This window comes from Nonomuraea sp. 3-1Str, assembly GCF_031570565.1.
In the GTDB taxonomy this organism is placed as follows: Bacteria; Actinomycetota; Actinomycetes; order Streptosporangiales; family Streptosporangiaceae; genus Nonomuraea.
Window position 1 is genome coordinate 97,988 of record NZ_JALHBK010000001.1, and the last position, 21,761, is coordinate 119,748.

Sequence of the window (21,761 nt, forward strand, 5' to 3'; positions counted from 1 at the left end):
CATGAGCGCAGACGACCGCGACTGGTTCGCGCCCCGCAACCCCCGCCCCGCCAACGGGGCGACCCGGAACGGCCAGGGACCGCCGCCCCAGGGAATGCCACCCCAGGGGATGCCGCCGCGGCCTGCCCCGCCCGGTCAGGGAGGCGGGCTGCGGCCCGCGCGGCCGAGGCCCGGATCGGGGTCGCGGATCTGGCCCGACCGGCAGGTGTGGCCGCCGGTGCCGCCGGAGCCCGTCGAGGGGGTCACCCAGCCGCTGCCGGCCGTACCGGACAGCCTGCCCCTCCCGCCTCCTCCCCCGCCTCAGCTCCCTCCGGCGCCGCCCCGGGAGGCCCCGTCCCCGGAGGGCCCGCCCCGGGAGGCCGCGCCGCGTCCCCGGAGGCGCGGCCGGCTCCTGCTGGTGGCCGCCGCCGCGCTGGTGAGCGTCGCCGTGGCCGTGGGCGCGACCACGTACGACGGCTACCTGTTCTACGAGAAGGTCGCGTCCACGGAGACGCGCCTCGTGCCGGTGGCGCCCGGGCAGGCCGGCACCGTGTACGGCATCGAGTGGAAGGCGTCGCTCGCGCCCACAGAGGCCCCGCCGGGCAGCAAGCACGGCGACAGTGTCGCCTGGCTCAAGGTGGACATCTCGGAGAAGGTCGTGGACCCCGGCAGCGCCACCATGACCGCGAAGCCGGACGAGGTGCGGCTCCAGGACCGCGCGGGCCGCACCTGGGTCGTGGAGCTCGCGGCGGGCGACCGGCCGACCGACCGGCTGGAGGTCGGCAAGGAGTACGCGCTGGAGGGGCTCGCCGTGGTGCCCGCCGGGGTGGCCGGCGAGGTGGAGCTGTCGTTCCGGCCCAGCGGCTACCGCGCCGACACGCCGACCAAGGACCTGTTCAAGCGGAGGACGTCCAAGCCGGACGTGGACGTGCTGCGGTTCCGGCGCTAGCGGCTCACTCCGTCGTGAACGCCTGTCCGCGCAGGCGGGCCCGGGTGGCGGCGAGGTCGAAGGTGGCGGCCAGCAGCGCCATGGTGACCACGGTCACCAGCAGGTCGCGGCCGAAGGAGAGCGGCGGCTCCAGGTAGGCCCACGCCCACTCCACCTCCGACCCGACGAGCGTGCGGACCGCCCGGTCGGCGTACTGCGCGCCCACCGCGACGGCCACGTAGCACAGGCACATCATGCCGAACAGCGGCGCCCCGCCCCTGATCACCAGTCGCAGGGAGTTGACCAGCGGCACCCAGCGCTCCTGGAACCCGCCGGTGACCCGCTCGAACGACCGCTTCGTCAGGTCGTGGCTGCTCTCCAGGCGGTCGATGCCGCGCTCGAACCGGGTCCCCCTGACCATGGTGCGGGTGTCGTCGGCGTACGCGCCGAACACCAGCATCGCCACGGTCAGCCAGGCCAGCGGGATGGCGATGGAGTCGAGGAGGAACGGCCACACCTCGCCGAACCAGGTCGTGACGGCCTTCAGGACGGGCACGGCGTCCTGCGCCTTCGTCCAGAGGCTCTCGGTGCCGACGACCACGGTGCGGTGGTCCACCCACTCCGACCGCGCGTCCGCGACGGCCACGGTGGCGTTGAGCCCGTAGAAGACGAACGCGAACTCGGAGAACGCGGCGGCGAAGCCGTAGAAACGCCCGCCGCCCTTCTCCACCAGCCGGGCGAACAGCGTCTTCAGCCCGAACGCGACCACCATCGTGCCGACCGACACCCGCCAGTCGAGGTCGAGGAGGCTGCGGCCGACGCTCGACTTCTCGCCGAAGAACGCGGCGTCGGTCATGTCGTAGAAGTGGTGGAACAGGTCCATCTGCTGGAGGTCGCGGGCGTCCTCCGTCTGGAAGCCCCAGGCCATGTAGAGCACGGCGAAGGCGGGGGCGACCCGGTCCAGGGCGGTGAAGAACCGCTCGTCCTCCGCGCCCTCGGCGGTCCGTGCGCGCATCTCCCACAGGGCGCCGCGCAGGGTGTGCAGCATGCCCGTGACCACGGTCAGCGCCGCCAGGACGACCAGGGTGAGCAGCGTGATCGTGGCCACCAGCCGGACCTGCCGGAAGTCGCCGTAGGCCACCTCGGTGGCGCCGTACAGCAGCGCGAAGCGGACGGCCTCCCCCGCCGCGAACCACAGCACGAGTGGCAGCACGCAGCGCCCGAGCAGGCGAAGAGCGTGCACGGGCAGCGAGAACGGCGACGGCAGCTTCCGGGCCGGTGAAGGCGCAGGTCGGGGTGGTGCCGCCACACCAGACGAACCTGACATCTGGTGAATCGTAGCGGCCTGCCCCCTTCGCCGCAGCCCCAGCCCGCGCTCAACCGCCCCCAGCCCGCCCTCAGCCCGCTCCAGCCCGCCCCGGCCGCCCCCGCCGGCGCTCAGCCGGCCAGGGCGTCCGGACGGCACGTGCGGCACGGGCGGTACCCGGCCGTGCGGGCCGCGTCGAGCGTGCGGAAGCCGTGCCGGTGCGCGGCCGTGATGCGCCGGGCGTTGTGGCAGGTCGGGAAGCACACCACGCCCGTGGTGTCACTGGCCAGGTAGAACACCCGCTCCTTGGCCAGCCCGCCGAGCCGCCCCAGGTCCACGCCCTCGGCCAGCAGCAGCCGCTCCTTGGCCGCCGCACCGAAGACGTACTCGCCCACGACCCCGTCCGAGCGCGTCACGCGGTGGCAGGGGATGAGCAGCGGCACGGGGTTGCGGGCGAGCGCCGTGCCGACCGCGCGCACCGCCGTGGGCCGGCCGGCACGGGCCGCGATCCACGCGTACGGCCTGACCTCGCCGCGCGGGATCTCCTGGACGGCCCGCAGCACGTCCCTCTGGAAGCCGCCCAGCCCCCCCAGATCGGGCGGCAGCCCCGACAGCCGCCCGGTGCGCAGCGCGGGCCCCAGCCCCGCCGGCGACCTCGCGGCGGCCACCAGCGGCCGGCCGAACCGTGACCGGAAGGCCGCGGCGAACCCGTCGCCGTGATGCACGTAGGCCACGCCCTGCCCGGTCCAGGCCACGGACAGCTCCCCGATCGGGCTCGGCAGCACCGTCCAGCGCGCCGCGATCCGGTCGAGCAGCCCCGCGGGCGCCTCCACGGCCAGACCGGCGAGTTCGTCGAGCAGGTGATCCTGGTTCATCGGGCACCTCCTAGCGCGCGCAGCCGCTTCAGCCCGCGCGACACGTGTGACTTGACCGTGCCCTGCGGGATCCGCAGCACCGTGGCGATCTCGCTGACCGGCAGGTCGGCGACGTGCCGGAGCACCACCGCGGCGCGCTGCTCGTCCGGCAGCAGCGCGAGCAGCCCCGCCAGCTCCTCGCCGGTCTCGCGGCGCACCGCCGCGTCCTCGACGCCCTCACGGGCATCGACGACGTCGACGGGCTCCTCACGGAGGTCGGGTGGCGGCTTGCGGGACTTGGCGCGGGCACAGTTGCGCCAGATGTTCATGAGGATGGTCAGGAGCCAGGGACGCGTCCGCAGTGCCGCGACACGCTCCCGGTCGTAGCCGGCCAGCGCCCGGTACGCGCGCAGGAACGTCTCGGCCGTGAGGTCCTCGGCGTCGGCCCAGCGCCCGCTCAGCCGCAGCGCCGTCGAGAAGACGACGTCGCGGTGGGCGCCGTACAGCTCGGCGAAGCCCGCGTCGAGGTCGTCGAGCAGCGCCTTCTGCACCGGGTCGAGACATTCCATATGACTCACATCTACACGAACACCGCCACGACCCGTTCGGTGGCACCCGGCGCCCGCTGTTTCGCCGGAAAGTCGAGCCGGAAAGCCGGAAGGACCCGCGCCGGTGTCGGCGCGGGTCCTTCGTTCACCGGGCTCAGCCGGCGTTCAAAGAGCTCAGACGGCTACGGCGAGCTGGGAGACCTCGCCCAGCTTGGCCTCCACCTGGACGTCGCGGGTGACGCCGCCGCCCGCGATGATGCGCACGGTCCAGTCGCCCGGCGCGGCGAAGAACCGGAAGACGCCGTCGTCGGACACGACGACCTCACCCGTGAACTCGCCGGAGTGGTCGAGCAGCCGGGCGTAGGCCGTGCCGACGCCCGTGACCACACCCTGGATCACAGCCTGGTTGGTCAGGTCGATGCCGGCGGGCAGAGCGATCGTCTGCTCCGGGGCTCCGCATCCCTGCGCGGTGGTCATCGGGCCTCCCCCAGCTCGATCGGCACGCCCACGAGCGAGCCGTACTCGGTCCACGAACCGTCGTAGTTCTTGACGTTGGCCTGGTCGAGCAGCTCGTGCAGCACGAACCACGTGTGCGCCGAGCGCTCGCCGATGCGGCAGTAGGCGATGGTGTCCTTGCCGAAGTCGACGCCGGCCTCCTGGTAGAGGGCGCGCAGGTCGTCGTCGGCCTTGAACGTGCCGTCGTCGTTGGCCGCCTTGGACCACGGGATGTTGCGGGCGGTCGGCACGTGGCCGCCGCGCTGCGCCTGCTCCTGCGGCAGGTGGGCGGGCGCGAGCAGCTTGCCGGTGAACTCGTCGGGCGAGCGGACGTCGACCAGGTTGAGCTTGCCGATGGCCGAGACGACGTCGTCGCGGAAGGCGCGGATCGCGGCGTCCTGGTCCTGGGCGACGTACTGCGTCCTGTCGCGCTGCGGGACGTCCTTGACCAGCTCGCGGGAGTCGAGCTCCCACTTCTTGCGGCCGCCGTCGAGCAGCTTGACGTTGTCGTGGCCGTAGAGCTTGAAGTACCAGTAGGCGTAGGACGCGAACCAGTTGTTGTTGCCGCCGTAGAGCACGACGGTGTCGTCGTTGGAGATGCCACGCTCTGACAGCAGCGTCTCGAACCCGGTCTTGTCGACGAAGTCACGGCGGACGGGGTCCTGGAGGTCCTGCCTCCAGTCGATCTTGACAGCGCCACGGATGTGGCCCTTGTCGTAGGCGCTGGTGTCCTCGTCGACTTCGACGAGAACGACACCTGGCGTGTCGAGGTTGGCCTCGACCCAGTCGGCATCCACCAGGACGGCGGCGCGGCTCATTGGTGAACCTCCCATGTGGCGGCGGGCGATAGACGGCGAATCAGCAGGTACGTTTCGCAGCCGAGACAGAGTCCGAAGGCTGCGTTGAGGAATGCGGCGAGGAGAGCCGCTGCCGTGGCCCCGAGGGCCAGCGGCGTGATCCCGGCGAGAAGTCCGGCCAGTCCCGCGACCGCGAAGACGAGCCCCACCCCCTGCGCGAAACGCGGCGGGCGGGCGTCCTCCGTCACCTTCGGCGCGCTCCTGACGAGCGCCCGGAAGACCATCCCGTACGGCGAGCGACCGGCCACACCCAGCGCGAACACCACCGCTTGCGCGGCGAGCAGCCAGGCGCTACCCGTCACGAGGACGAGAGCGAGGACCAGGGTGGTGACGGCCGCGCCGAAGCGCAGCGCTCTAGGGTCGGCACGCATCGAGAGATGCTCCCTGAAGGGGGTCGGATTGGGGCGGATCGGAAGTCCGCGCGAGACCGTCCTCAGGCAGCGCGACAGAGCGCGGTAGCGACGCGGCAGAAATCAACTGCCCGCCGCTTCGTCAGCAGCTCTGTCGAAAGGTTCATGCCGACGACACTACTCGTCGTCTCGCCATCTGTCACATCTCGTCCGATTCCTGAGACGACGGCGTCCCGGAGGGCGTTTCGCCCGGTGGCACGGCGATGGCGAGGGCGCTCAGCACGTCGGCCTTGCGCGGCTGGCCGGAGGCCCTTTTCACGATGTCCCCCGACGGGCCGAGGACGAGGACCGTCGGCGTGCGCAGGATGTCCAGCTCCCGCACCAGGTCCAGGCGTGACTCCGCGTCGATCTCGACGTGCGCGACCCCCGGCACGAGCGCGCTCACGTCCGCCAGGATCCGCCGCGTCGCGCGGCACGGCTGGCAGAACGCGGTGGAGAACTGCACGAGCGTCGCCCTCGGCCCCAGGGGCACTCCCAGCACGTCGGCGGTGAGCCGGTCGCCGGCCCTGTCGCGCATGCGTCCGTCGCGGCGCAGCCGTACCACCCCGATCCCCGTACCGAGCGCCAGCACGGCCAGCACCACCCACACGCCTGTCATCGCCAGGTGCAACCACGGCGGCCCCGGATTCCTTCCGCCCGCCTCAGTTCGGCACCTTGACGGTGACCAGCACCCGGTTCGAGGAGACGTCCATCACGTCGAACCGCGCGATGTCGCCCATCGGGATCCACGTCCGGCCGGCGAAGACCGGCTTGTCCTGGTAGCTCGCCCGGTTGACCGTCCAGCCGTCCGTGACGTCGCGCCGCCCGTCCCGGCCGACCACGACGAGCCGGCACGTCGTGCCGGTCGGCACCCCGGACACGCGCACGGAGATCCCCGTCCCGTGCGTGCCGGGGAACGCCGCCACGCTCGCGTAGGCGTCGGTGGACCTGTTCTGGCCGGAGAACTCCTGCTCGGCGGCGGACCGGCGGTCCGGTTCAGGCGACCCGCTCGCTTCCGGACGGGTCTCGGCCAGCACCCTCGGCTGGTCGTCCCGCGCCTTGGCCCGCGGCTCCTCGGTCGCCTTCGCGCGCGGGGCGACACTCGCCGAGGGGGCGGCGTCACGAGCTCTCGACGCGCCCTCTTCGGGCCGGGACGCCGGGGCCGACGCCGTCGTACCCGGCTGGTTCACGACGGCCGTCCACACGCCGCCGCCCGCGACGATCGCCGCCGCGGAGGCGGCCACCACCATCAGCATCCGCCCTCTGCGGCGGCGCTTGACGCGCGCGTTCAGCAGCCGGTCGAGCACCTGGCGCGGCGGGCTGGTCACCAGCTGCACGTCCCGCTCGGAGACCTTCTCCAGGAACGCCGACACGCCCTCCAGCTCCACCAGCTCGGCGCCGCACGCCTCGCAGCCCGCCAGGTGGGCGTCGACCTCCAGCGCCTCGTCCGGCTCCAGCGCGCCCAGGGCGTGGGCTCCCAGCGCGATCCGCGCCTCCTCGCACGTCATCACGGCGCCAGCCCCCGCTCCTCCAGGGCGAGCTTCAGCGCCCGCAGCGCGTAGTAGGTGCGCGACTTGACCGTGCCGGGCGGTATGCCCAGCGTGGCCGACGCCTCCTTCACCGATCGCCCCCGGTAGTAGACCTCCAACAGCACCTCGCGGTGCTCGGGCCGCAGCGCGGCCAGCGCCTCCGCCACGGCCCACGACTCGACCGCCCGCTCCAGCTCGTCGTCCGCGGGGACGACGGCCAGCGCCTCGTCGCCGGTCTCCTGCGGGCGCGACCGGCGCGCGCGGTGCTGGTCGACCACGAGGTTGCGGGCGACGGTGAACAGCCAGGCGCGGATGGGCCGGTCGGTCAGCGCGTCGGGGTGTCGCCACGCCCTCAGCAACGTCTCCTGCACCACATCCTCCGCCCGTCCGGCGTCGCCGGTCAGTCGCAGCACGTAACCGTAGAGCGGCCCGGCGTGCTCGTCGAAAAGGGTCCGCACGAGCTCCTCGTCGGCGGTGCCTGCTGGACTCACGCCCTCATCACGTACGGGCGGGCGGGCCGGTTCAACGCCGCGCGGAAGTCCGTCACGCGCCGCGTCGTCATCCCACGACGAGCCGTCCACCGGGCCCTCTCCCGGAGGCGGCTCCCCCGGCGGTCAGCCCGCCGGGCGCCGGCGCCGGGTCACAGCTTCTGGCCGCTGAGCGGCACGTCCCTCGCCTCGGCCGTGAACTCCAGCCCGTCCGCCACATTGCGCACCCCCGTCACCTTCACGTCGAACGGCAGATCGCCCTTGAACGGGATCGTGTAACTGACCAGCTTGGCGAGCGTGTCGGGCACCCCCTCGATCTTCTGCGCCCGCAGCAGGATGCCGCCGTCGGCCACCTCGACCTGCATCTCGGCGTCGAACTTGACCTTGGTCACGCCCACCGCCACCTCACCCGAGGCGACGAGCCGCGAGCCGTTCCCGCTGATCTTGACGCCCTTGGGCGCGTACTTGTCGATCGTCGCCCTGGTCAGGGTGCCCCGGACGGTCAGCCGTCCGGCCCTGACGTCGGCCCGGTTCTGGATCACGTCGGCGAGCGGCGCCGTCACGTCGTAGGCGACGCCCTGGAGGTTCTTCACCGGCACGCCGCCGTAGGTGAGCGTGCCCAGATCGAAGCGCACCTCCGGGTAGCGGCCCGAGACGGCCTGCGTGAGGAACGGGATGCCCTCGATCGACACCTCCGGCTGCCGGTCCAGGTCCGCGGAGGCCGCGATCCGGTTGGACAGGTCCCGCTCCACGCCCGCGACCGCCACCCGGTCGACGACGGCGAGGAGGACTCCCAGCACGATCAGGAAAACGAGCAGCTTGCGCATCGGGCTCCCTGTCTCAGGCCACGGATCATGAGCTTATCGACTGCAATGCCCCTTCCCCGCCGGGCCGCGTGCTCACCGCGAAGTCGTCATCCGCCCGCGAAGGGCGGCAGCACCTCGACCGTCGCCCCCTCGCTGAGGACCACGGCGTCATGCGGGCGCTTGCCGACCGGAGAGCCGTCCACGAGGAAGGAGGAACGGCTCACCACCCGGGCGAGTTCGGCGCGATCCCGTGTGATGTTCGTCATGAGTTCGCCGAGTGTCGCCGCCTCGAACGGCTCCTCGGCGACACCGGCCGCTTCCTTCGCCGCGGCCCAATACCGCACTTTTCCAGTGGCCATGGCAACCTCATACTCGTAGTTCCGCCATTGTGCGACATCCTTAACACCGTCGTCGCAGGTAAAACGCTGTTCATCTGATGGACGCCCAATGGACGCGACATTCGCGTGGGTTATCCTCCCCTACAGGACCTGGGCGATGTAGCCCCCGGGTCCTTGCGCGTTTGAGGAGGCCGAAATGAGCAACCTGCTCCTGCTGACCAACGCCCTCGAGCCGTCCTCCGAGGTGCTTCCGGCGCTGGGGCTGCTGCTCCACTCGGTCCGTGTCTCCCCCGCGGAGGCGTCCGCTCTCATCGACGCGCCACCGGTGGACGCCGTGCTCGTGGACGCCCGCAAGGAGCTCGTCCACGCCAAGAGCCTGTGCCGGCTCATCCGCACCACGGGCATCGACTGCCCGCTGCTGGTGGTCGTCACCGAGGGCGGGCTCGCCGCGATGACCGCCGAGTGGGGCGTCGACGACGTGCTGCTCGACAGCGCCGGACCGGCCGAGGTCGAGGCGCGGCTGCGCATGGCGACCGGCCGCATCTCGCAGGCCGGCGGCGAGGACGTGCCCGACGAGATCCGCAGCGGCGACCTGTCCATCGACGAGGCCACCTACACGGCCCGGCTGCGCGGGCGGGTGCTCGACCTGACGTTCAAGGAGTTCGAGCTGCTCAAGTACCTCGCCCAGCACCCCGGCCGGGTCTTCACCCGGGCGCAGCTGCTGCAGGAGGTGTGGGGGTACGACTACTTCGGCGGCACGCGGACGGTGGACGTCCACGTGCGGCGGCTGCGGGCCAAGCTCGGCACGGAGTACGAGTCGCTGATCGGCACGGTCCGCAACGTCGGGTATCGCTTCGTCCCGGACCGTACCGACCCGGCCCACGTCTGACCCTGACATGGCTGAGGCCCGCCCATTCGGTGGGCGGGCCTCAGCGGTGGGTCAGCTCGTCACCGTGATGCGGTCGGTGGCGGGCGGGGCGATCGGGTTGTCCTTGCCGAGGTGGTCGACGAACGCGTCGATGTCCAGCGGCCCGCTCCAGAGGTCCGTGCCGTCCTTGAAGGCGAGGAACGCGTCACCGCCGCCGACCAGGAAGTTGTTGGCCGCGACGCGGATCTGCTGCGTGTCCGTGACGGGGGCGCCGTCGATGCGGATGTCCGACACCTTCGAGCCCCACGGGGCGGACGTGCTGTAGGTGTAGGTCAGGTTCGCCGAGGGCTGGAGGATCTTGGTGAACGCCTGGTTGTTGGGCCCACCGGTGAACTGCTGCTCCAGCACCGTCTTGAGCTGCGCGCCGGTCAGCGTGACCACCTGCATGAGGTTGTTGAACGGCTGGACGGTGAACGCCTCGCCGTACGTCACGACGCCGGGGCCCTCGCCGGCCGGCGAGCCCGCGTAGGTGAGGGGCGCGCGGACGCCGCCCGGGTTCATGAGCGCGACCTGCGCGTTGCCGCCGGTCCTGGTGGCGGCGAGCTGCGCGTCGGCGATGAGGTCGCCCAGCGGCGTCTCGCCGCTCGGCCCGCCCGTGTTCGGGATGTCGGCCGTGATGCGGCCCACGGGCTTGTTGGCGACCGGCGCGACCCGGTCCTTCCAGGCCTTCACGAAGTCCGAGATATCCCGGTCCGGTTCGACCGTGCGCGTCACGACGTGGTTGTCCGCCACGACCGAGGAGCGCACGACGTCCCGCGTGCGGACGTCCACGTTCAGGTCCACCTGCGTGATGACGCGGCCGAACGAGCCGCCCTGCGAGTAGAGGCGGTCCTGGCCGGCCGGGTCCTTGACCTTGCACAGGTACGCCTGGTGCGAGTGACCGCTGAGCACCACGTCGATCTCGGGGTCGACCTGCGTGGCGATGCGGTTGCCGGCTCCGGGGACGGCGCTGCACGCGTCGGGCGACTGCCCGGCGTTGACCTGGTCGCCCTCGTGGACGAGCACGACCTGGGCCTTGACGCCGAGGACCTTGAGCACCTTGGAGGCGACGTTCGCGGCCTTGACCTCGTCCACGAACTTGAGGTCCTTGATGCCCTCGGCCGTGACGATGCCCGGCGTGGTCTGGGTGACCAGGCCGATGAAGCCGACCGGCACGCCGTTCATCCACTTGACGCTGACCGGCGGCAGCGCGGGAACGCCCCAGTCGGACAGCAGCTTCCGGACCGCGGGCTGCTCGCCGAGCGCCGCCAGCGCGTCGGTCTTCTCCCCGCGGTTCTTGAACAGGACGTTGGCGCCCACGTAGTCGTACTGGGCGCCCTTCCACTCCCCGGCGGGCGAGCAGCCGTCGACCGGGTGGCAGCCGCCCTTCATGATGCGCCGCAGCTCGGCGTAGCCCTCGTCGAACTCGTGGTTGCCGACCGCGGCGACCTTCAGCCCGAGCTTGCCGAGGAACTCGACCGACGGCTCGTCGTGGTAGGCCGCGGAGATGAGCGGGGTGGCGCCGATGAGGTCGCCCTGGGCCACCGCGATCGTGTTCTTGTCGGTGTGGGCCTTCATGTGGGTGGCGATGTAGGCGGCTCCGCCGGCTTCCACCGTCGCGCCGGTCTCGTCGACCATGCGTCCGGAGGAGCCCGTGGGGGGTTCGAGGTTGCCGTGGAAGTCGTTGAGGGCGAGCAGACGGACGGGAACCGTCCGGGGGGCCTGCTTCGCGTCCGCCGGGACCGCGGCCAGCAGGGCCGAGGCGGTGGCGACGGCTCCGGCCACCGCGAGCCGGAGGAGGGAACGAGACATCATGGCCCAAGACGTTACGGTGCGAAGCTTTGCGGCCAATGTCGCAAAGGTAACGATTCACCCGCCGGTGTCATGGCGTGTTTTGCCAGTCGTACGCCTAGAGTTCGATCTGTGACGGCACGCGTGGAAGTCCGGCAACGGCTCTCTGACCAGGAAATCACCGAGGTGCTCTCGCTCGTCGAGGCGGCGACGGAGGCCGACGGCGTCCGCCCGCTCAATGAGCACGTCATGCTCCACCTGCGCTACGGCGGCGACCCGCACGCGCGGTCGGTGCTGCTGTACGCGGGCGACGTCCTGACCGGGTACGCGCACGTGGACCCCACCGACGAGGTCGAGGGGCCGAGCGGTGAGCTCGTCGTCCACCCCGCCCACCGCCGCCAGGGGCACGGCCGGCGGTTGCTGGGGGCCGTGCTCGGCGAGGCCGGCGGGCGGCTGCGGCTGTGGGCGCACGGCGACCACGACGGAGCCGGGGCCCTCGCCGCCTCCCTGGGGCTCCGGCGGGTGCGGTCCCTCTGGCAGATGCGCCGGTCGCTGTACGCCCCGCTGGCGCCGTACACGCTGCCCGACGGGGTGGGGCTACGGGCGTTCAGGCCCGGCCAGGACGAGGAGGAGTGGCTCAAGGTCAACGCCGCGGCCTTCGCCCACCACCCCGAGCAGGGCGCGTGGACCCTGGACGACCTGCTCAGGCGGGAGCGGGAGCCGTGGTTCGACCCCGCCGGGTTCTTCCTGGCCGTACGGGGCGAGCGGCTCGTGGGGTTCCACTGGACGAAGATCCATGGATCCTCCGACCACGGGCACGAGCCGCTCGGCGAGGTGTACGTCGTCGGCGTCGACCCCTCCCAGCAGGGCACCGGCCTCGGCAAGGCGCTCACGCTGGCCGGACTGAGCCACCTGCGCTCGCGCGGGCTCGCGCAGGCGATGCTCTACGTGGACGAGACGAACACGGCCGCGATCAGGCTGTACGAGGCGCAGGGGTTCGCGCGCTGGGACGCCGACGTCATGTACGCCGCTACTCCACCACCCAGTGCAGAGCGAAGTAGGTGAGAGCGGCCACCAGCGCCGCGGCCGGGATCGTGAGGATCCAGCCGGTCACGATGTTGCCCGCCACGCCCCACCGCACGGCCGACAGCCGCTTGGTCGAGCCGACGCCCATGATGGCGCTGGTGATGGTGTGGGTCGTGGAGATGGGCGCGCCGAACCCGATCGCCGCGGTGTAGAGCACCGTCGCCGCCGCCGCCTCCGCCGCGAAGCCCTGCGGCGGGTCGAGGGCGATGATGCGCCGGCCGAGCGTGCGCATGATGCGCCAGCCTCCGGCGTACGTGCCGAGGGAGATCGCGCTCGCCGCGGAGATGATGACCCACTGCGGAATGGGGTCCTGCTCCCCGGCGTAGCCGCCGACCACGAGCGCCAGGAAGATCACGCCCATCGTCTTCTGCGCGTCCTGCAGGCCGTGGCCGAGCGCCATGGCGGCGGCCGAGACGGTCTGGGAGTAGCGGAAACCGCGGTTGGTCTTGCCCGGCTGCGCGTGCCGGAAGATCCAGTAGATCCCGATCATGATCGCGGCCGCCAGCGTGAAGCCGAGCAGCGGGGACAGGATCATGGGGACGACGACCTTCTCCAGCACGCCGTCCCAGTGGACGACGCTGGCCGAGGCCAGCGCCGAGCCCACGAGGCCGCCGATCAGCGCGTGGCTGGAGGAGGAGGGCAGGCCGAAGTACCAGGTGATGAGGTTCCAGACGATCGCGCCGACCAGGGCCGACGCCACGATGACCAGCCCGTGCGAGCCCTGTGGCGCGTCGATGATGCCCTTGCCGACGGTCTGGGCCACCTGCGTGCCGAGGTGGGCGCCGATGAAGTTCATCGCCGCGGCCATGAACAGCGCCGCCCTGGGGGTGAGGGCGCGGGTCGAGACCGAGGTCGCGATGGCGTTCGCCGCGTCGTGGAAGCCGTTGGTGTAGTCGAAGGCCAGCGCCACGACGACCACGCCGATGACGAGGGCGAGCGTGAGGTCCACGGGGCCTAGCTTTCCTTGACCGCGATCGACTCGACGGTGTTGGCCACGTGCTCGAAGGCGTCGGCCGCCTCCTCCAAGGCGTCGATGACCTCCTTCATCTTCATGACCGTCAACGCGTCGTACTCGCCGCTGAACAGCTTGGCCAGCAGCCGGCGGTAGACCTGGTCACCCTGGTTCTCCAGGCGGTTGACCTCGATCCAGTACTCGTTGAGGTTCTTCATCGAGCGAAGGCGCGGCATCGCCTCGGCGGTCAGCTCGGCCGCCCGCTCCAGCACCTCGACCTGACGCACGACGTCCTTGGGGAGGTGGTCGATCTGGTAGAGGACGATGAGGTCGGAGGCCGCTTCCATGGCGTCCATCACGTCGTCGAGGTTCGAGGCGAGGCGGTAGATGTCCTCGCGGTCGAACGGCGTGATGAAGCTCTCATTGAGCCGGTTCATGATCGCATGCGTGCGGTCGTCGCCGGCATGCTCGCAGGCGCGCATCTTCTCGGCCAGGGCTTCCCTGTCCGACCCGTCACTGATGATCTCAACCAGCAGACGGGAGGCCGTGACCAGGTTGTTCGCCGAGTCGGCGAACAGGTCGTAGTAGCTGTCCTCACGTGGCGTGAGACGCAGGCGCACGTCGTTCTCCAGATGTGCGGGGATGGTCCGTGGAAGAGAGTACGGCTTACCAGGCGAAATGCGAACTTCATGTCCCCTTCTCCTAGTCGCTACCCTCCGTATGCTCTGCGACACCGGGGAACCTGTCGGTCCGGGGGCCATCTCGCTGGGGACTTGTTTGCCGTACGGTCACCATCTTCGTGAGTTTCCTCCCGTACCGCCAGCCTGGTCAGATCCGCGTCCGATGGAAGTCCTTGAACGACCTGGACGGCGTCGGCCCCCGCTGTCCCTGGTACCGGGAGCCGTACTTCTCCGACCCGTACGGATGCTCCGCCGGCGAGCTGAGCCGGAACACGCAGAGCTGCCCGATCTTCATCCCGGGCCACAGCTTGATGGGCAGAGTCGCCACGTTCGACAGCTCCAGCGTCACATGCCCGCTGAACCCCGGATCGATGAACCCGGCCGTCGAATGCGTCAGCAGCCCCAGCCGCCCCAGCGAGCTCTTCCCCTCCAACCTGGACGCCAGATCGCTGGGGAGCGTGATGACCTCGTACGTCGAAGCCAGCACGAACTCGCCCGGGTGCAGGATGAACGGCTCGTCCCCGTCCGGCTCCACCATGCGCGTCAGGTCCGGTTGCTCGGTCGAGGGATCGATGTGCGGGTACCTGTGGTTCTCGAAGACCCGGAAGAACCGATCGAGCCGCACGTCGATGCTCGACGGCTGGATCATGTCCCGATCGAACGGTTCGAGCGCCAGCCGTCCCGAGTCGATCTCGTTCTGGATGTCACGGTCAGAGAGCAGCACGTGGAGCAACCTACCGTGTACGGGCTCGCTCCTACCGTGTGCGGGCCTGCTCCTGCCTTGTACCGGCTCGCTTCCGGCGTGTGCGGGCTTGTTGAAGTGGGCTGGGTTTCCGCTACAGTGGGACCGCGGCTTCGGCCGATGCGGGTGTAGTTCAATGGCAGAACATCAGCTTCCCAAGCTGACAGCGCGGGTTCGATTCCCGTCACCCGCTCCACGAACGAAAAGCCAGGTCAGGGCTTGCTTCCCGACCTGGCCTTTGATTTTCACGGGCTTGCCTTCGATCTTCCGTGCCCGTTACGTGCCCGATCCGTCGGGATCTTGCTTGCTCAGGGCCTCCTCGGCGAGCCTTCCGAGGGCGTCGGCGATGGCTCTGTCCCGCTCCATCGCGGTGTGCTGGTAGATCAACGCGGCCCGTGTCGTGGAGTGGCCCATGCGGCTCATCAGGTCACGGAGCGTCGCCCCGGACTGGGCGGCGAGAGTGTTGCCGGTGTACGGCTTGGGGGGGCCGGTCCCGGACGGCGGCGGCCCGGGCCGTCACCGCACCGCACACCCGCCGTACCCAACAAACACGCCGACCTCAGCGCCGCACCGCCGCCCCAATCCTTGGTCCTTCGTCGTTCAGCGCAGCAAACCACAGGTGTTCAACTACCAACCCTCTGGCATGATCCACCACATGCGAACACGTCTGTTCTTCGTGCGCCACGGGGACTCCCTCCACAAGAGAGAAGGCGTGATAGGCGGCCCCAAAGGATGCCGCGGCCTCAGCGATGCCGGACGCCAACAAGCCGCACGACTCGGCCGGCAGATCACCGCTGAAATCGGCAGCGACAAGACGACGATCTACTCCTCACCCCTGCCGCGAGCCGTACAAACAGCCGCAGCAATCGCAACGGTCAGCGGCCTACCCTCATCACAAGACTGCGGGCTCTGCACTTGGCACACGCCGCCAGAGGCAGACGGACTCACCCACGCGGAATTCCGGCGCCTCGACATCGAAGGCGGCGGCATCTACCGCCCCTGGCAGAAAGGCAATGAGACCTGGGCCGAGATGGTGACACGCACCAGCCGCACCATCACCGATATCGCCCACCGCCACCGCGGCGAAACCATCATCCTGGTTGGCCACGCCGAGACGGTCGAAATCTCGTCAACGCCCTGGGGCTGCTCCCGGTCTACCGGTCCTTCGATCTCAAGGTGTTGCCTGCCTCGATAACAGAATGGGTTACCGACCAGGACCCGACACAGTGGCCGCCTCCCAGATGGACACTCATTCGATTCAACGAAACCCCAGCCTCCGGCGGGGGCGCTCCGGCTCCGGGATGATCGCCGTGCCAGGGAAGGGGCCGTTGGTGGCTGAGGTGGAAGCCTGATCATCCCACCCACCATCGACCCGGGACAAGCCGAGCGGGCCGAGGTCGACGGCAGCCGGGATGATCAGGTGGCGGCTGGGTATACGCGTCCCGCGAGTATCGGCCGGGTACCGGCTTGCCTCAGCACGAGCATTTTGGCGAAACTTCGTGATCACTATCGGCCGCGACTACGAAGGCATCCGATATGGCCGCGAACGCCTGTGTCTTCTGCAGAATCATCGCAGGAGACGAACCCTCACAGACAATCCATGAAGATGATCACGCCATTGCGTTTCTAAACATCGCCCAGGTCACCAAAGGCCACAGCTTGGTCGTGCCGAGAAAGCACCACAGGGACCTTTCAGAGATCTCGCCCGATGAGGCAGCGCAGGTCATGCGAACTGCCGCTCATGTCTCTCGCCAACTAACTCAGGCTCTTCGTGCGCCTGGCATCAACCTCTGGCACGCGAGCGGCGAAACGGCGTGGCAGAGCGTCTTCCATTTCCACATCCACGTGGTTCCCCGCTACACGCTCACCGACCTCACTCCCCCTTGGACAGAGACCGAATTGCCGGTCGAATCGCTTGCGGGCTTGGCAGAGGAGATTCGCAGTCAGACTTGACCACAGCGCGACCAGCCTGCTGACATGGCCGCCGCCCGAACGTAGCGCCATACGCAGGCCCCGTGCCCGTTGCGTGCCCGTTCATACGGTGATCAACGGGGAGTCGCGGGAACTCACGGCCACTCGACCGACATCTGCCCAGGTCAGCGTTTTCCCTGGTCAGATGGTGTGATCTTGAAAGACTTCCCAAGCTGACAGCGCGGGTTCGATTCCCGTCACCCGCTCCATACACAAAGGCCCGGGTCGGGGACACGATCCCCGTCCGGGCCTTGGCTCATACCGCCAACCCTAGGCAGAAGGCCTCTGTCGGTGCGCGATGCCGGACCACCAACTCCGCCGGTGAACCCGGGGCCGAGTCACCCCGACGTTGAAATGACGACCTGTCTCGGTGATCAGCCGCAGTGAGTCCAGTTCGATTGCCAGCCCTCACCAACACCGGCGCTGTTCGAAGCATGGCCTCCCCACGAGACACAGGTGCCGGCAGCGTTGACCTTCACGGGACCGGCGTAGATCTTGTAGGAGCCGGTGTCACTAATCTTGCTGCCACCCTTCTTTTGGATGGTGGCCCCCGTAAGGGTGTAACCGCCCTGGTACTTGCTGCTCTTCCACGTCACCACACAGTTGGTGCTGCCGTTGTAGAGCAGGTAAATCGTGGCGAGCCCGCCGATGGCGTGGCTGTCGATGACGTGGTAGCTGCCGCCGCCGCACACCGCGGTCGGCGATGACGCGGCCATTGCCGGGCTGCTCATCACCACGGAACTGGCAAGTGCGACTGCCGTGGCGACCGTGAACACCGCTGCCTGTTTGAATCTACGCATTGTGTGGCTCACTCTTCTCAAGATCATACTTGACGCTGGGCAGCGTAACGGATCGTCACCATGCATGGTGACGAAGCTAGACATTTCGTAGAGCCGCACTCCGGGCTGCGGCTCTCATTCTGGGCGCGCCCATACTTAAGATCATGGAGCTGACCACGCCTCGGCTGCTGCTGCGTGACTTCCGTGCCAGTGATCACGCAGCCGTGCACGCGTTCGCCCAGCGACCCAGAGATGACCCGCTACACCGACTGGCCCGGGATGCGCGCGTCGCGCGAGAAACACCAGGTCGCAGACTGATCACCGGGCCATTAGCGGGCCATTAAGAGGGGTGACGAGGGGTCAACCACGGTCACTCAGGACCAGCCTTCCGCCCAGCTCAGTGCCCCAGCGGGCCGTGATCGATGCAGTTCCCAAGCTGACAGCGCGGGTTCAATTCCCATCACCCGCTCCACTTCACGGTAGTGTCTCGGGTAGCAGCGTGAACGCCGCCACATGGCGAGGACGCATCAGTGAGAAATCTCGATCGAGAGTGGCGATGTGCGTGATCGCAAGCCGCTCGGCGATCGCGACAACCGACACGTCGGCCGGGTCTAGGCGTGCGTCCCTGTAGGTCCGGACAAGTTCCGCCATTCGCCGAATGTCCGACGAAATCAGGTTAACTAGTTCAAACTCGTCAGTCACGAGATCCAGAAACTTGGCATGCACGGACGAACCCATGTGTCGATTGATGGTCCAGCCAGCCTCAATCAAGATTGTCGACGGCAGGAGCAGGGGCCCGTCCAAGCTTTCCAGTAGTCGGACGCAGGAAGCGTGGTGCTTGTCATCTCGATCGACCACGGCGATCAAGGGACCTGTATCCAGAAGAACAGCGGTCACGTCGACCGATTGAACCGTTCCGCCAGCAGATCTTCGACCCGTTCCGATAGATCGCCTTCACCGGACGCGCCGATGCCGGCGATCGAGAGACGACGACGTACCGGTTCGTCGCGTTCGTCTGAGACATCGGCGAGTTCCGGGTCGGTCTTGACCAAGCGCAGAAGGCGACGTGCCTGGTCATGCGATAGCCGATCCACCAGGTGGTGAAGCTCCTCATGCGCGTGTCCAGCGCTCATGCTAAACGAGTGTACGCGAGCGGTTTCGCTGGCGACATGGCGCGGCACAGCCGGGCCAAGAGGACCTGTGCCAGAGCGTTCTCGCGCTCGCCCGAAGAGCCCGCCCGCTGCGTGCCCGTTCGTAGGGCGATCAGTAAGGAGCCATGGGGACTCACGGTTACCCGACCCACATAAGCCCAGGTCGCCGCGAAGGCCCAGGTAAGGGAGAGATCCCAACCCGGGCCTTGATTGTCTCCAGGGCCTTCTCGACCTTGCGTGCGACCGGCGTGCGATCAGCCGAGGGGGACGGGGACGCGGCGGCCTGCGTAGCCGAGGTGGTCGGGCTTGTGGGCCTTGCCACGGTGGCGGCCGCGGAGCATCCCGGGTTTGGCGTTCTTGGGTTGGCTGCCGTAGCGCAGCCAGTTGGCGCAGGTGGGCGAGCATGGTTCGGTGCGCAGGGCCTCGACGAGGCGGGCGGCGTGCTCGCGCCGGGTCGCGTTGTCGGCGGTGGCGTCGAGGGGGTCGGCCAGGCTCTTGGTCAGGTACTTGGTGAGGTAGCCGAGGCACTTGCCGGCGGGGGCATGCCCGCGAGTGCGTCGCGCGAGAAACGCCAGGTCGCGGGGCTGATCGATTCGCGTCAGGATTCAGGCTTCAGAAGGTGCCGGAAGGCTTCATCTGTGGTCTTCAGCACGGCCGGGCCGTGGAGTGGCGCCGGCCATATCTGAAGGTAGTGGTCATCTACCCAGCAGCGCTCTTCATCGATTCCTCTGATGTGATATCGCAAACGGTATGTACGGGAGCCGGACAGCAGCGGGGAAAGGTCGTGTGCCTTTTCGTCGTCCCAGTCCATGAGCCATCCCGCCAGGAAGACCTCGCCCGATGGGGCGTCAAAACTCATCTCCCCGATGTCCTCATAGCCGTCGAGGTCAGCACCTGGATCCCGGTCGGCTGCGGTCACCGTAAACGGAATGTCCCCCCACTGCGTGGCGATGTTCAGGCTCGCGAGGCCTCTCCCCTCCGACCTCATGAGCCCAGGTGCGTGAGTTTGTGAGTCGCTTGACCCGTCGGCGGCTTCATAGTCCCCCCGATCCATGAGATAGACCCGACCACAGTCCTCCACCTCCACCTCCATCCGCTTCGTACGCACGGCTGAAGATCCGTCTCTGCTCATGGCGGAAGCATAGAATCCGTCCACGACGGTTTCAGATGCCGGAGCAGCGCAGCCGGCCTGCCCCGCGAACGATGGACACACGGCAGCTCCGTGCCGGACGCGTGCCAGAACAGGCGGGGAACCAAGCATCGCCTTCATGATCGCCGGGGTATCGCGGTCGCCGGCACAGGTGCGAGCTCCGGCGGGCGTAGTCTTCCCCGGTGAACACTCCGAGGGCCTCCTGGCGTAACACGACGCACGACTGGGCGAGCGGCGTGGACATCGAGCACCTCTCGTACATCCGGCAGAACCCGGCCGTGTTCGCTCCGGGTGGCGTCCGGCATCTGATCCTCGAGGTCCTCGCCTATGCGGCTGACGAAGCCGAGAGCAACAACGGGGGGCATTGCACCGTCACCCTCCACCCCGACGACTCGGTGTCCGTGGCGGATGACGGACGAGGCACCGACACCCGCATCGACGATCACGGACAAGCCGTGAAGAAGCCCGTCATGGCATCGAAAGACCTGCGGTTCTTCGACCTTCCCGACGCCCCGTTGCTACCCGATGGCCATCCGCGCCGGGGCATGTCCGTCGTCGCGGCGTTCAGCGTCCGGCTCGTCCACACCAACCGTCGCCGAGGTGGAGCCTGGACGCAGCGCTACGAACACGGCATCCCCGTCACGGGTCTGACGCCGATCAGCGATGACGGCACGACCGGGACGGTCGTCCACTTCCTCCCCCACGAGCACCTGGCCAGGTCGAGCGAAGAACTGGCCGGCGAGCTGGTCAAGCTCCGCGCCCAGTGGGGGATGTTGTCGGTCGAGGTGGACGACCGGCGCTCCCAGGAGTGATCCGAGTAGGTCGCGGGCGATCGGACGGCCTCTTCCGGCTGCCGGACGGGGTACGCGTCCTCGCACTCGCGACGATCAGCCGGAAGCACGGCCCCGGGCTTGCCTCCGGCGTTCGCAGGCATCTGTCATGCGAGGCGGTCTTGAACCAGCAGCCGGTGGTGAGCAGGAATGCGGTGGGCATCCATGGCCCGGTGCAGCAGATCAGGATCGAACCCGTGCGTACCCATGTGGTCGAGGAGAGGGCCATATCGATCAGCCCGGTCTCGCAGGAGCTCCGTGACCAACCGGAGTTCCAGCCGGACCACCGGCACCTGGTGAGAGCCGCAGGCGATCAGGACGTAATGCTGCCATGGCCCGCTGCCCACGCATTCCATGACATCCGAATCGACTTGCCGCTCGACTGTGCTGAGCTCGACTGCGACTCCATTCACCTCGAACCTGGCGAAGTATTGCGAAGATTCAGGCAGCCATGAAGCGGCGTTGAGGCAGGGAAACGATGAGAGTGCTGCGGCGAACGTGTCCACGTCCTCCCGCCCGGCGAGCAAGATGTCGATGTCCCCGACAGGGAGTGGGACGCCTTGCATGAGCGCTGCGCTGGTGCCACACACGCGATACGCCGTTTCGGTGCCCGCAGCTCCGAAGGCAACGAGCGCCATGTCCAATGCCGTCGTTATATCCGTCAGGTTCAGTGATCTCGTCCCGGCGCCCATGTAGATCAACGTATCAATCATGCAGGTGCGCGTGTCAGTCCCGAAACCCAGTGGGAGACGTCTCCGGCTTTCCGGAACGACCTCCGGTTCCAGACCCGTCAGTACGTGCTCAACGTCCCCTGGTGGAAGTACACCTGCCACCCCTTCTCGGTCGAGTACCGCCACAACGAACTACGGCGCGCACGGCGACCGTTGTAGTTCGACACATAGGTCAGGTGAACCAAACCGGGGGCGAGCAGCGTCCCTGCCATCTCGCTCACCTGGATCGGAGCCATCGATCGTTCCGGGTCCTGGGAAAGGGCCGCAATGATCGAATCACGGTCCCACACACGCCCCGAGGCGCCGATCTCGAAGAACTCCAGATCCATCAACTCGCCCATAAGAATGGCCGACGAGCGGACCTCATGGTCGAGAAGTCGAATTTCCCCGGCGACAGCAGCCTGGATCGAATCGTCCTCGCCCACCATGGCGATCAACCTACAGGACATGCCTCCGGCGAGGGCAGGGCCGGGG

Annotated in this window: 29 protein-coding genes and 1 tRNA gene; 7 read left to right on the top strand and 23 right to left on the bottom strand. The window is 68.8% G+C overall.

Translation table 11 applies throughout. The annotated features are described in order from the left end of the window. Nucleotide 1: 1 nt before the first annotated feature. Nucleotides 2-928: a hypothetical protein gene (locus MTP10_RS00555; RefSeq protein ID WP_310706924.1), complete on the top strand. Its 927-nt coding sequence runs from the start codon at nt 2-4 to the stop codon at nt 926-928. Between the two features lie 4 nt (nt 929-932). On the opposite strand, the gene MTP10_RS00560 is transcribed toward MTP10_RS00555, so the two are convergent. From MTP10_RS00560 to MTP10_RS00610, 11 genes are all read right to left on the bottom strand, one after another. Further along, on the bottom strand, nt 933-2,150 hold the full coding sequence (locus MTP10_RS00560; protein WP_310706925.1) for a hypothetical protein: 1,218 nt from the start codon (nt 2,148-2,150) through the stop codon (nt 933-935). Between the two features lie 194 nt (nt 2,151-2,344). Beyond that, nucleotides 2,345-3,088, bottom strand: coding sequence for a methylated-DNA--[protein]-cysteine S-methyltransferase (locus tag MTP10_RS00565; RefSeq protein WP_310706926.1), 744 nt, complete (start codon nt 3,086-3,088; stop codon nt 2,345-2,347). Continuing rightward, on the bottom strand, nt 3,085-3,636 hold the full coding sequence (locus tag MTP10_RS00570; protein ID WP_310706927.1) for a sigma-70 family RNA polymerase sigma factor: 552 nt from the start codon (nt 3,634-3,636) through the stop codon (nt 3,085-3,087). The genes MTP10_RS00565 and MTP10_RS00570 overlap by 4 nt, the downstream gene beginning before the upstream one ends. Before the next feature lie 153 nt (nt 3,637-3,789). After that, nucleotides 3,790-4,092 carry a DUF1416 domain-containing protein gene (locus MTP10_RS00575; RefSeq protein ID WP_310706928.1) on the bottom strand — a complete coding sequence of 101 codons (303 nt, stop codon included), beginning with the start codon at nt 4,090-4,092 and terminating at the stop codon, nt 3,790-3,792. After that, nucleotides 4,089-4,928 (bottom strand): sulfurtransferase, encoded by an 840-nt coding sequence (locus MTP10_RS00580; RefSeq protein WP_310706929.1) that lies wholly within the window; start codon nt 4,926-4,928, stop codon nt 4,089-4,091. The genes MTP10_RS00575 and MTP10_RS00580 overlap by 4 nt, the downstream gene beginning before the upstream one ends. Further along, nucleotides 4,925-5,338 (bottom strand): DUF4395 domain-containing protein, encoded by a 414-nt coding sequence (locus MTP10_RS00585; protein WP_310706930.1) that lies wholly within the window; start codon nt 5,336-5,338, stop codon nt 4,925-4,927. Before MTP10_RS00585 ends, MTP10_RS00580 begins: the two co-directional genes overlap by 4 nt. Before the next feature lie 178 nt (nt 5,339-5,516). Continuing rightward, a complete protein-coding gene (locus MTP10_RS00590) occupies nt 5,517-5,975 on the bottom strand; it encodes a thioredoxin family protein (protein ID WP_310706931.1) in 459 nt (152 codons plus the stop codon). 43 nt (nt 5,976-6,018) lie between these two features. After that, complete coding sequence (locus tag MTP10_RS00595) at nt 6,019-6,864, bottom strand: zf-HC2 domain-containing protein (protein ID WP_310707516.1); 846 nt, start codon at nt 6,862-6,864, stop codon at nt 6,019-6,021. Further along, nucleotides 6,864-7,376 (bottom strand): sigma-70 family RNA polymerase sigma factor, encoded by a 513-nt coding sequence (locus MTP10_RS00600; protein ID WP_310706932.1) that lies wholly within the window; start codon nt 7,374-7,376, stop codon nt 6,864-6,866. Before MTP10_RS00600 ends, MTP10_RS00595 begins: the two co-directional genes overlap by 1 nt. Before the next feature lie 149 nt (nt 7,377-7,525). Continuing rightward, nucleotides 7,526-8,200 (bottom strand): DUF2993 domain-containing protein, encoded by a 675-nt coding sequence (locus MTP10_RS00605; RefSeq protein ID WP_310706933.1) that lies wholly within the window; start codon nt 8,198-8,200, stop codon nt 7,526-7,528. 86 nt (nt 8,201-8,286) lie between these two features. After that, nucleotides 8,287-8,538, bottom strand: a complete 252-nt coding sequence (locus MTP10_RS00610; RefSeq protein ID WP_310706934.1) for a MoaD/ThiS family protein — start codon at nt 8,536-8,538, stop codon at nt 8,287-8,289. A 175-nt stretch (nt 8,539-8,713) separates the two neighbouring features. On the opposite strand from MTP10_RS00610, the gene MTP10_RS00615 reads away from it, so the two are divergent. Next, the gene (locus MTP10_RS00615; protein WP_310706935.1) at nt 8,714-9,406 is read left to right on the top strand and encodes a response regulator transcription factor; all 693 of its coding nucleotides are present in this window, start codon (nt 8,714-8,716) and stop codon (nt 9,404-9,406) included. A gap of 51 nt (nt 9,407-9,457) precedes the next feature. Here the strand turns inward: MTP10_RS00615 and MTP10_RS00620 are convergent, their stop codons facing one another. Beyond that, nucleotides 9,458-11,239 (bottom strand): bifunctional metallophosphatase/5'-nucleotidase, encoded by a 1,782-nt coding sequence (locus tag MTP10_RS00620; protein ID WP_310706936.1) that lies wholly within the window; start codon nt 11,237-11,239, stop codon nt 9,458-9,460. A 108-nt stretch (nt 11,240-11,347) separates the two neighbouring features. On the opposite strand from MTP10_RS00620, the gene mshD reads away from it, so the two are divergent. Continuing rightward, a complete protein-coding gene (gene mshD / locus MTP10_RS00625; protein ID WP_310706937.1) occupies nt 11,348-12,280 on the top strand; it encodes a mycothiol synthase in 933 nt (310 codons plus the stop codon). Here the strand turns inward: mshD and MTP10_RS00630 are convergent. From MTP10_RS00630 to dcd, 3 genes are all read right to left on the bottom strand, one after another. Beyond that, on the bottom strand, nt 12,246-13,250 hold the full coding sequence (locus tag MTP10_RS00630; RefSeq protein ID WP_310706938.1) for an anion permease: 1,005 nt from the start codon (nt 13,248-13,250) through the stop codon (nt 12,246-12,248). The two genes, mshD and MTP10_RS00630, sit on opposite strands and share 35 nt — an antisense overlap. A 5-nt stretch (nt 13,251-13,255) precedes the next feature. Further along, on the bottom strand, nt 13,256-13,873 hold the full coding sequence (locus tag MTP10_RS00635) for a DUF47 family protein (protein ID WP_310706939.1): 618 nt from the start codon (nt 13,871-13,873) through the stop codon (nt 13,256-13,258). Between the two features lie 208 nt (nt 13,874-14,081). Next, a complete protein-coding gene (gene dcd, locus MTP10_RS00640; RefSeq protein WP_310706940.1) occupies nt 14,082-14,657 on the bottom strand; it encodes a dCTP deaminase in 576 nt (191 codons plus the stop codon). Nucleotides 14,658-14,797: 140 nt separating this feature from the next. On the opposite strand from dcd, the gene MTP10_RS00645 reads away from it, so the two are divergent. After that, nucleotides 14,798-14,871, top strand: a tRNA-Gly gene (locus MTP10_RS00645). Nucleotides 14,872-14,951: 80 nt separating this feature from the next. Here the strand turns inward: MTP10_RS00645 and MTP10_RS00650 are convergent. Continuing rightward, on the bottom strand, nt 14,952-15,098 hold the full coding sequence (locus tag MTP10_RS00650) for a hypothetical protein (RefSeq protein ID WP_310706941.1): 147 nt from the start codon (nt 15,096-15,098) through the stop codon (nt 14,952-14,954). Between the two features lie 232 nt (nt 15,099-15,330). On the opposite strand from MTP10_RS00650, the gene MTP10_RS00655 reads away from it, so the two are divergent. Then, complete coding sequence (locus MTP10_RS00655; protein WP_310706942.1) at nt 15,331-15,870, top strand: histidine phosphatase family protein; 540 nt, start codon at nt 15,331-15,333, stop codon at nt 15,868-15,870. 341 nt (nt 15,871-16,211) lie between these two features. Continuing rightward, nucleotides 16,212-16,628, top strand: coding sequence for an HIT family protein (locus MTP10_RS00660; RefSeq protein WP_310706943.1), 417 nt, complete (start codon nt 16,212-16,214; stop codon nt 16,626-16,628). A gap of 392 nt (nt 16,629-17,020) precedes the next feature. Here MTP10_RS00660 and MTP10_RS00665 read toward each other — a convergent pair whose 3' ends face one another. The 5 genes from MTP10_RS00665 to MTP10_RS00685 form a co-directional block, all read right to left on the bottom strand. After that, the gene (locus tag MTP10_RS00665; protein WP_310706944.1) at nt 17,021-17,446 is read right to left on the bottom strand and encodes a spore-associated protein A; all 426 of its coding nucleotides are present in this window, start codon (nt 17,444-17,446) and stop codon (nt 17,021-17,023) included. Between the two features lie 453 nt (nt 17,447-17,899). After that, nucleotides 17,900-18,322, bottom strand: a complete 423-nt coding sequence (locus tag MTP10_RS00670) for a PIN domain-containing protein (protein ID WP_310706945.1) — start codon at nt 18,320-18,322, stop codon at nt 17,900-17,902. Further along, nucleotides 18,319-18,558 (bottom strand): hypothetical protein, encoded by a 240-nt coding sequence (locus MTP10_RS00675; RefSeq protein WP_310706946.1) that lies wholly within the window; start codon nt 18,556-18,558, stop codon nt 18,319-18,321. The genes MTP10_RS00670 and MTP10_RS00675 overlap by 4 nt, the downstream gene beginning before the upstream one ends. Nucleotides 18,559-18,830: 272 nt before the next feature. Continuing rightward, nucleotides 18,831-19,181: a replication initiator gene (locus MTP10_RS00680; RefSeq protein WP_310707517.1), complete on the bottom strand. Its 351-nt coding sequence runs from the start codon at nt 19,179-19,181 to the stop codon at nt 18,831-18,833. Continuing rightward, on the bottom strand, nt 19,175-19,708 hold the full coding sequence (locus MTP10_RS00685) for a hypothetical protein (protein WP_310706947.1): 534 nt from the start codon (nt 19,706-19,708) through the stop codon (nt 19,175-19,177). Before MTP10_RS00685 ends, MTP10_RS00680 begins: the two co-directional genes overlap by 7 nt. A gap of 200 nt (nt 19,709-19,908) precedes the next feature. Between MTP10_RS00685 and MTP10_RS00690 the strand changes: the two genes are divergently transcribed. Beyond that, nucleotides 19,909-20,538 (top strand): hypothetical protein, encoded by a 630-nt coding sequence (locus tag MTP10_RS00690; RefSeq protein WP_310706948.1) that lies wholly within the window; start codon nt 19,909-19,911, stop codon nt 20,536-20,538. Between the two features lie 125 nt (nt 20,539-20,663). On the opposite strand, the gene MTP10_RS00695 is transcribed toward MTP10_RS00690, so the two are convergent. Together MTP10_RS00695 and MTP10_RS00700 are read right to left on the bottom strand one after the other, a co-directional pair. Further along, complete coding sequence (locus tag MTP10_RS00695; protein ID WP_310706949.1) at nt 20,664-21,269, bottom strand: hypothetical protein; 606 nt, start codon at nt 21,267-21,269, stop codon at nt 20,664-20,666. Between the two features lie 77 nt (nt 21,270-21,346). Continuing rightward, nucleotides 21,347-21,715: a DUF4440 domain-containing protein gene (locus MTP10_RS00700; RefSeq protein ID WP_310706950.1), complete on the bottom strand. Its 369-nt coding sequence runs from the start codon at nt 21,713-21,715 to the stop codon at nt 21,347-21,349. Nucleotides 21,716-21,761 lie beyond the last annotated feature (46 nt).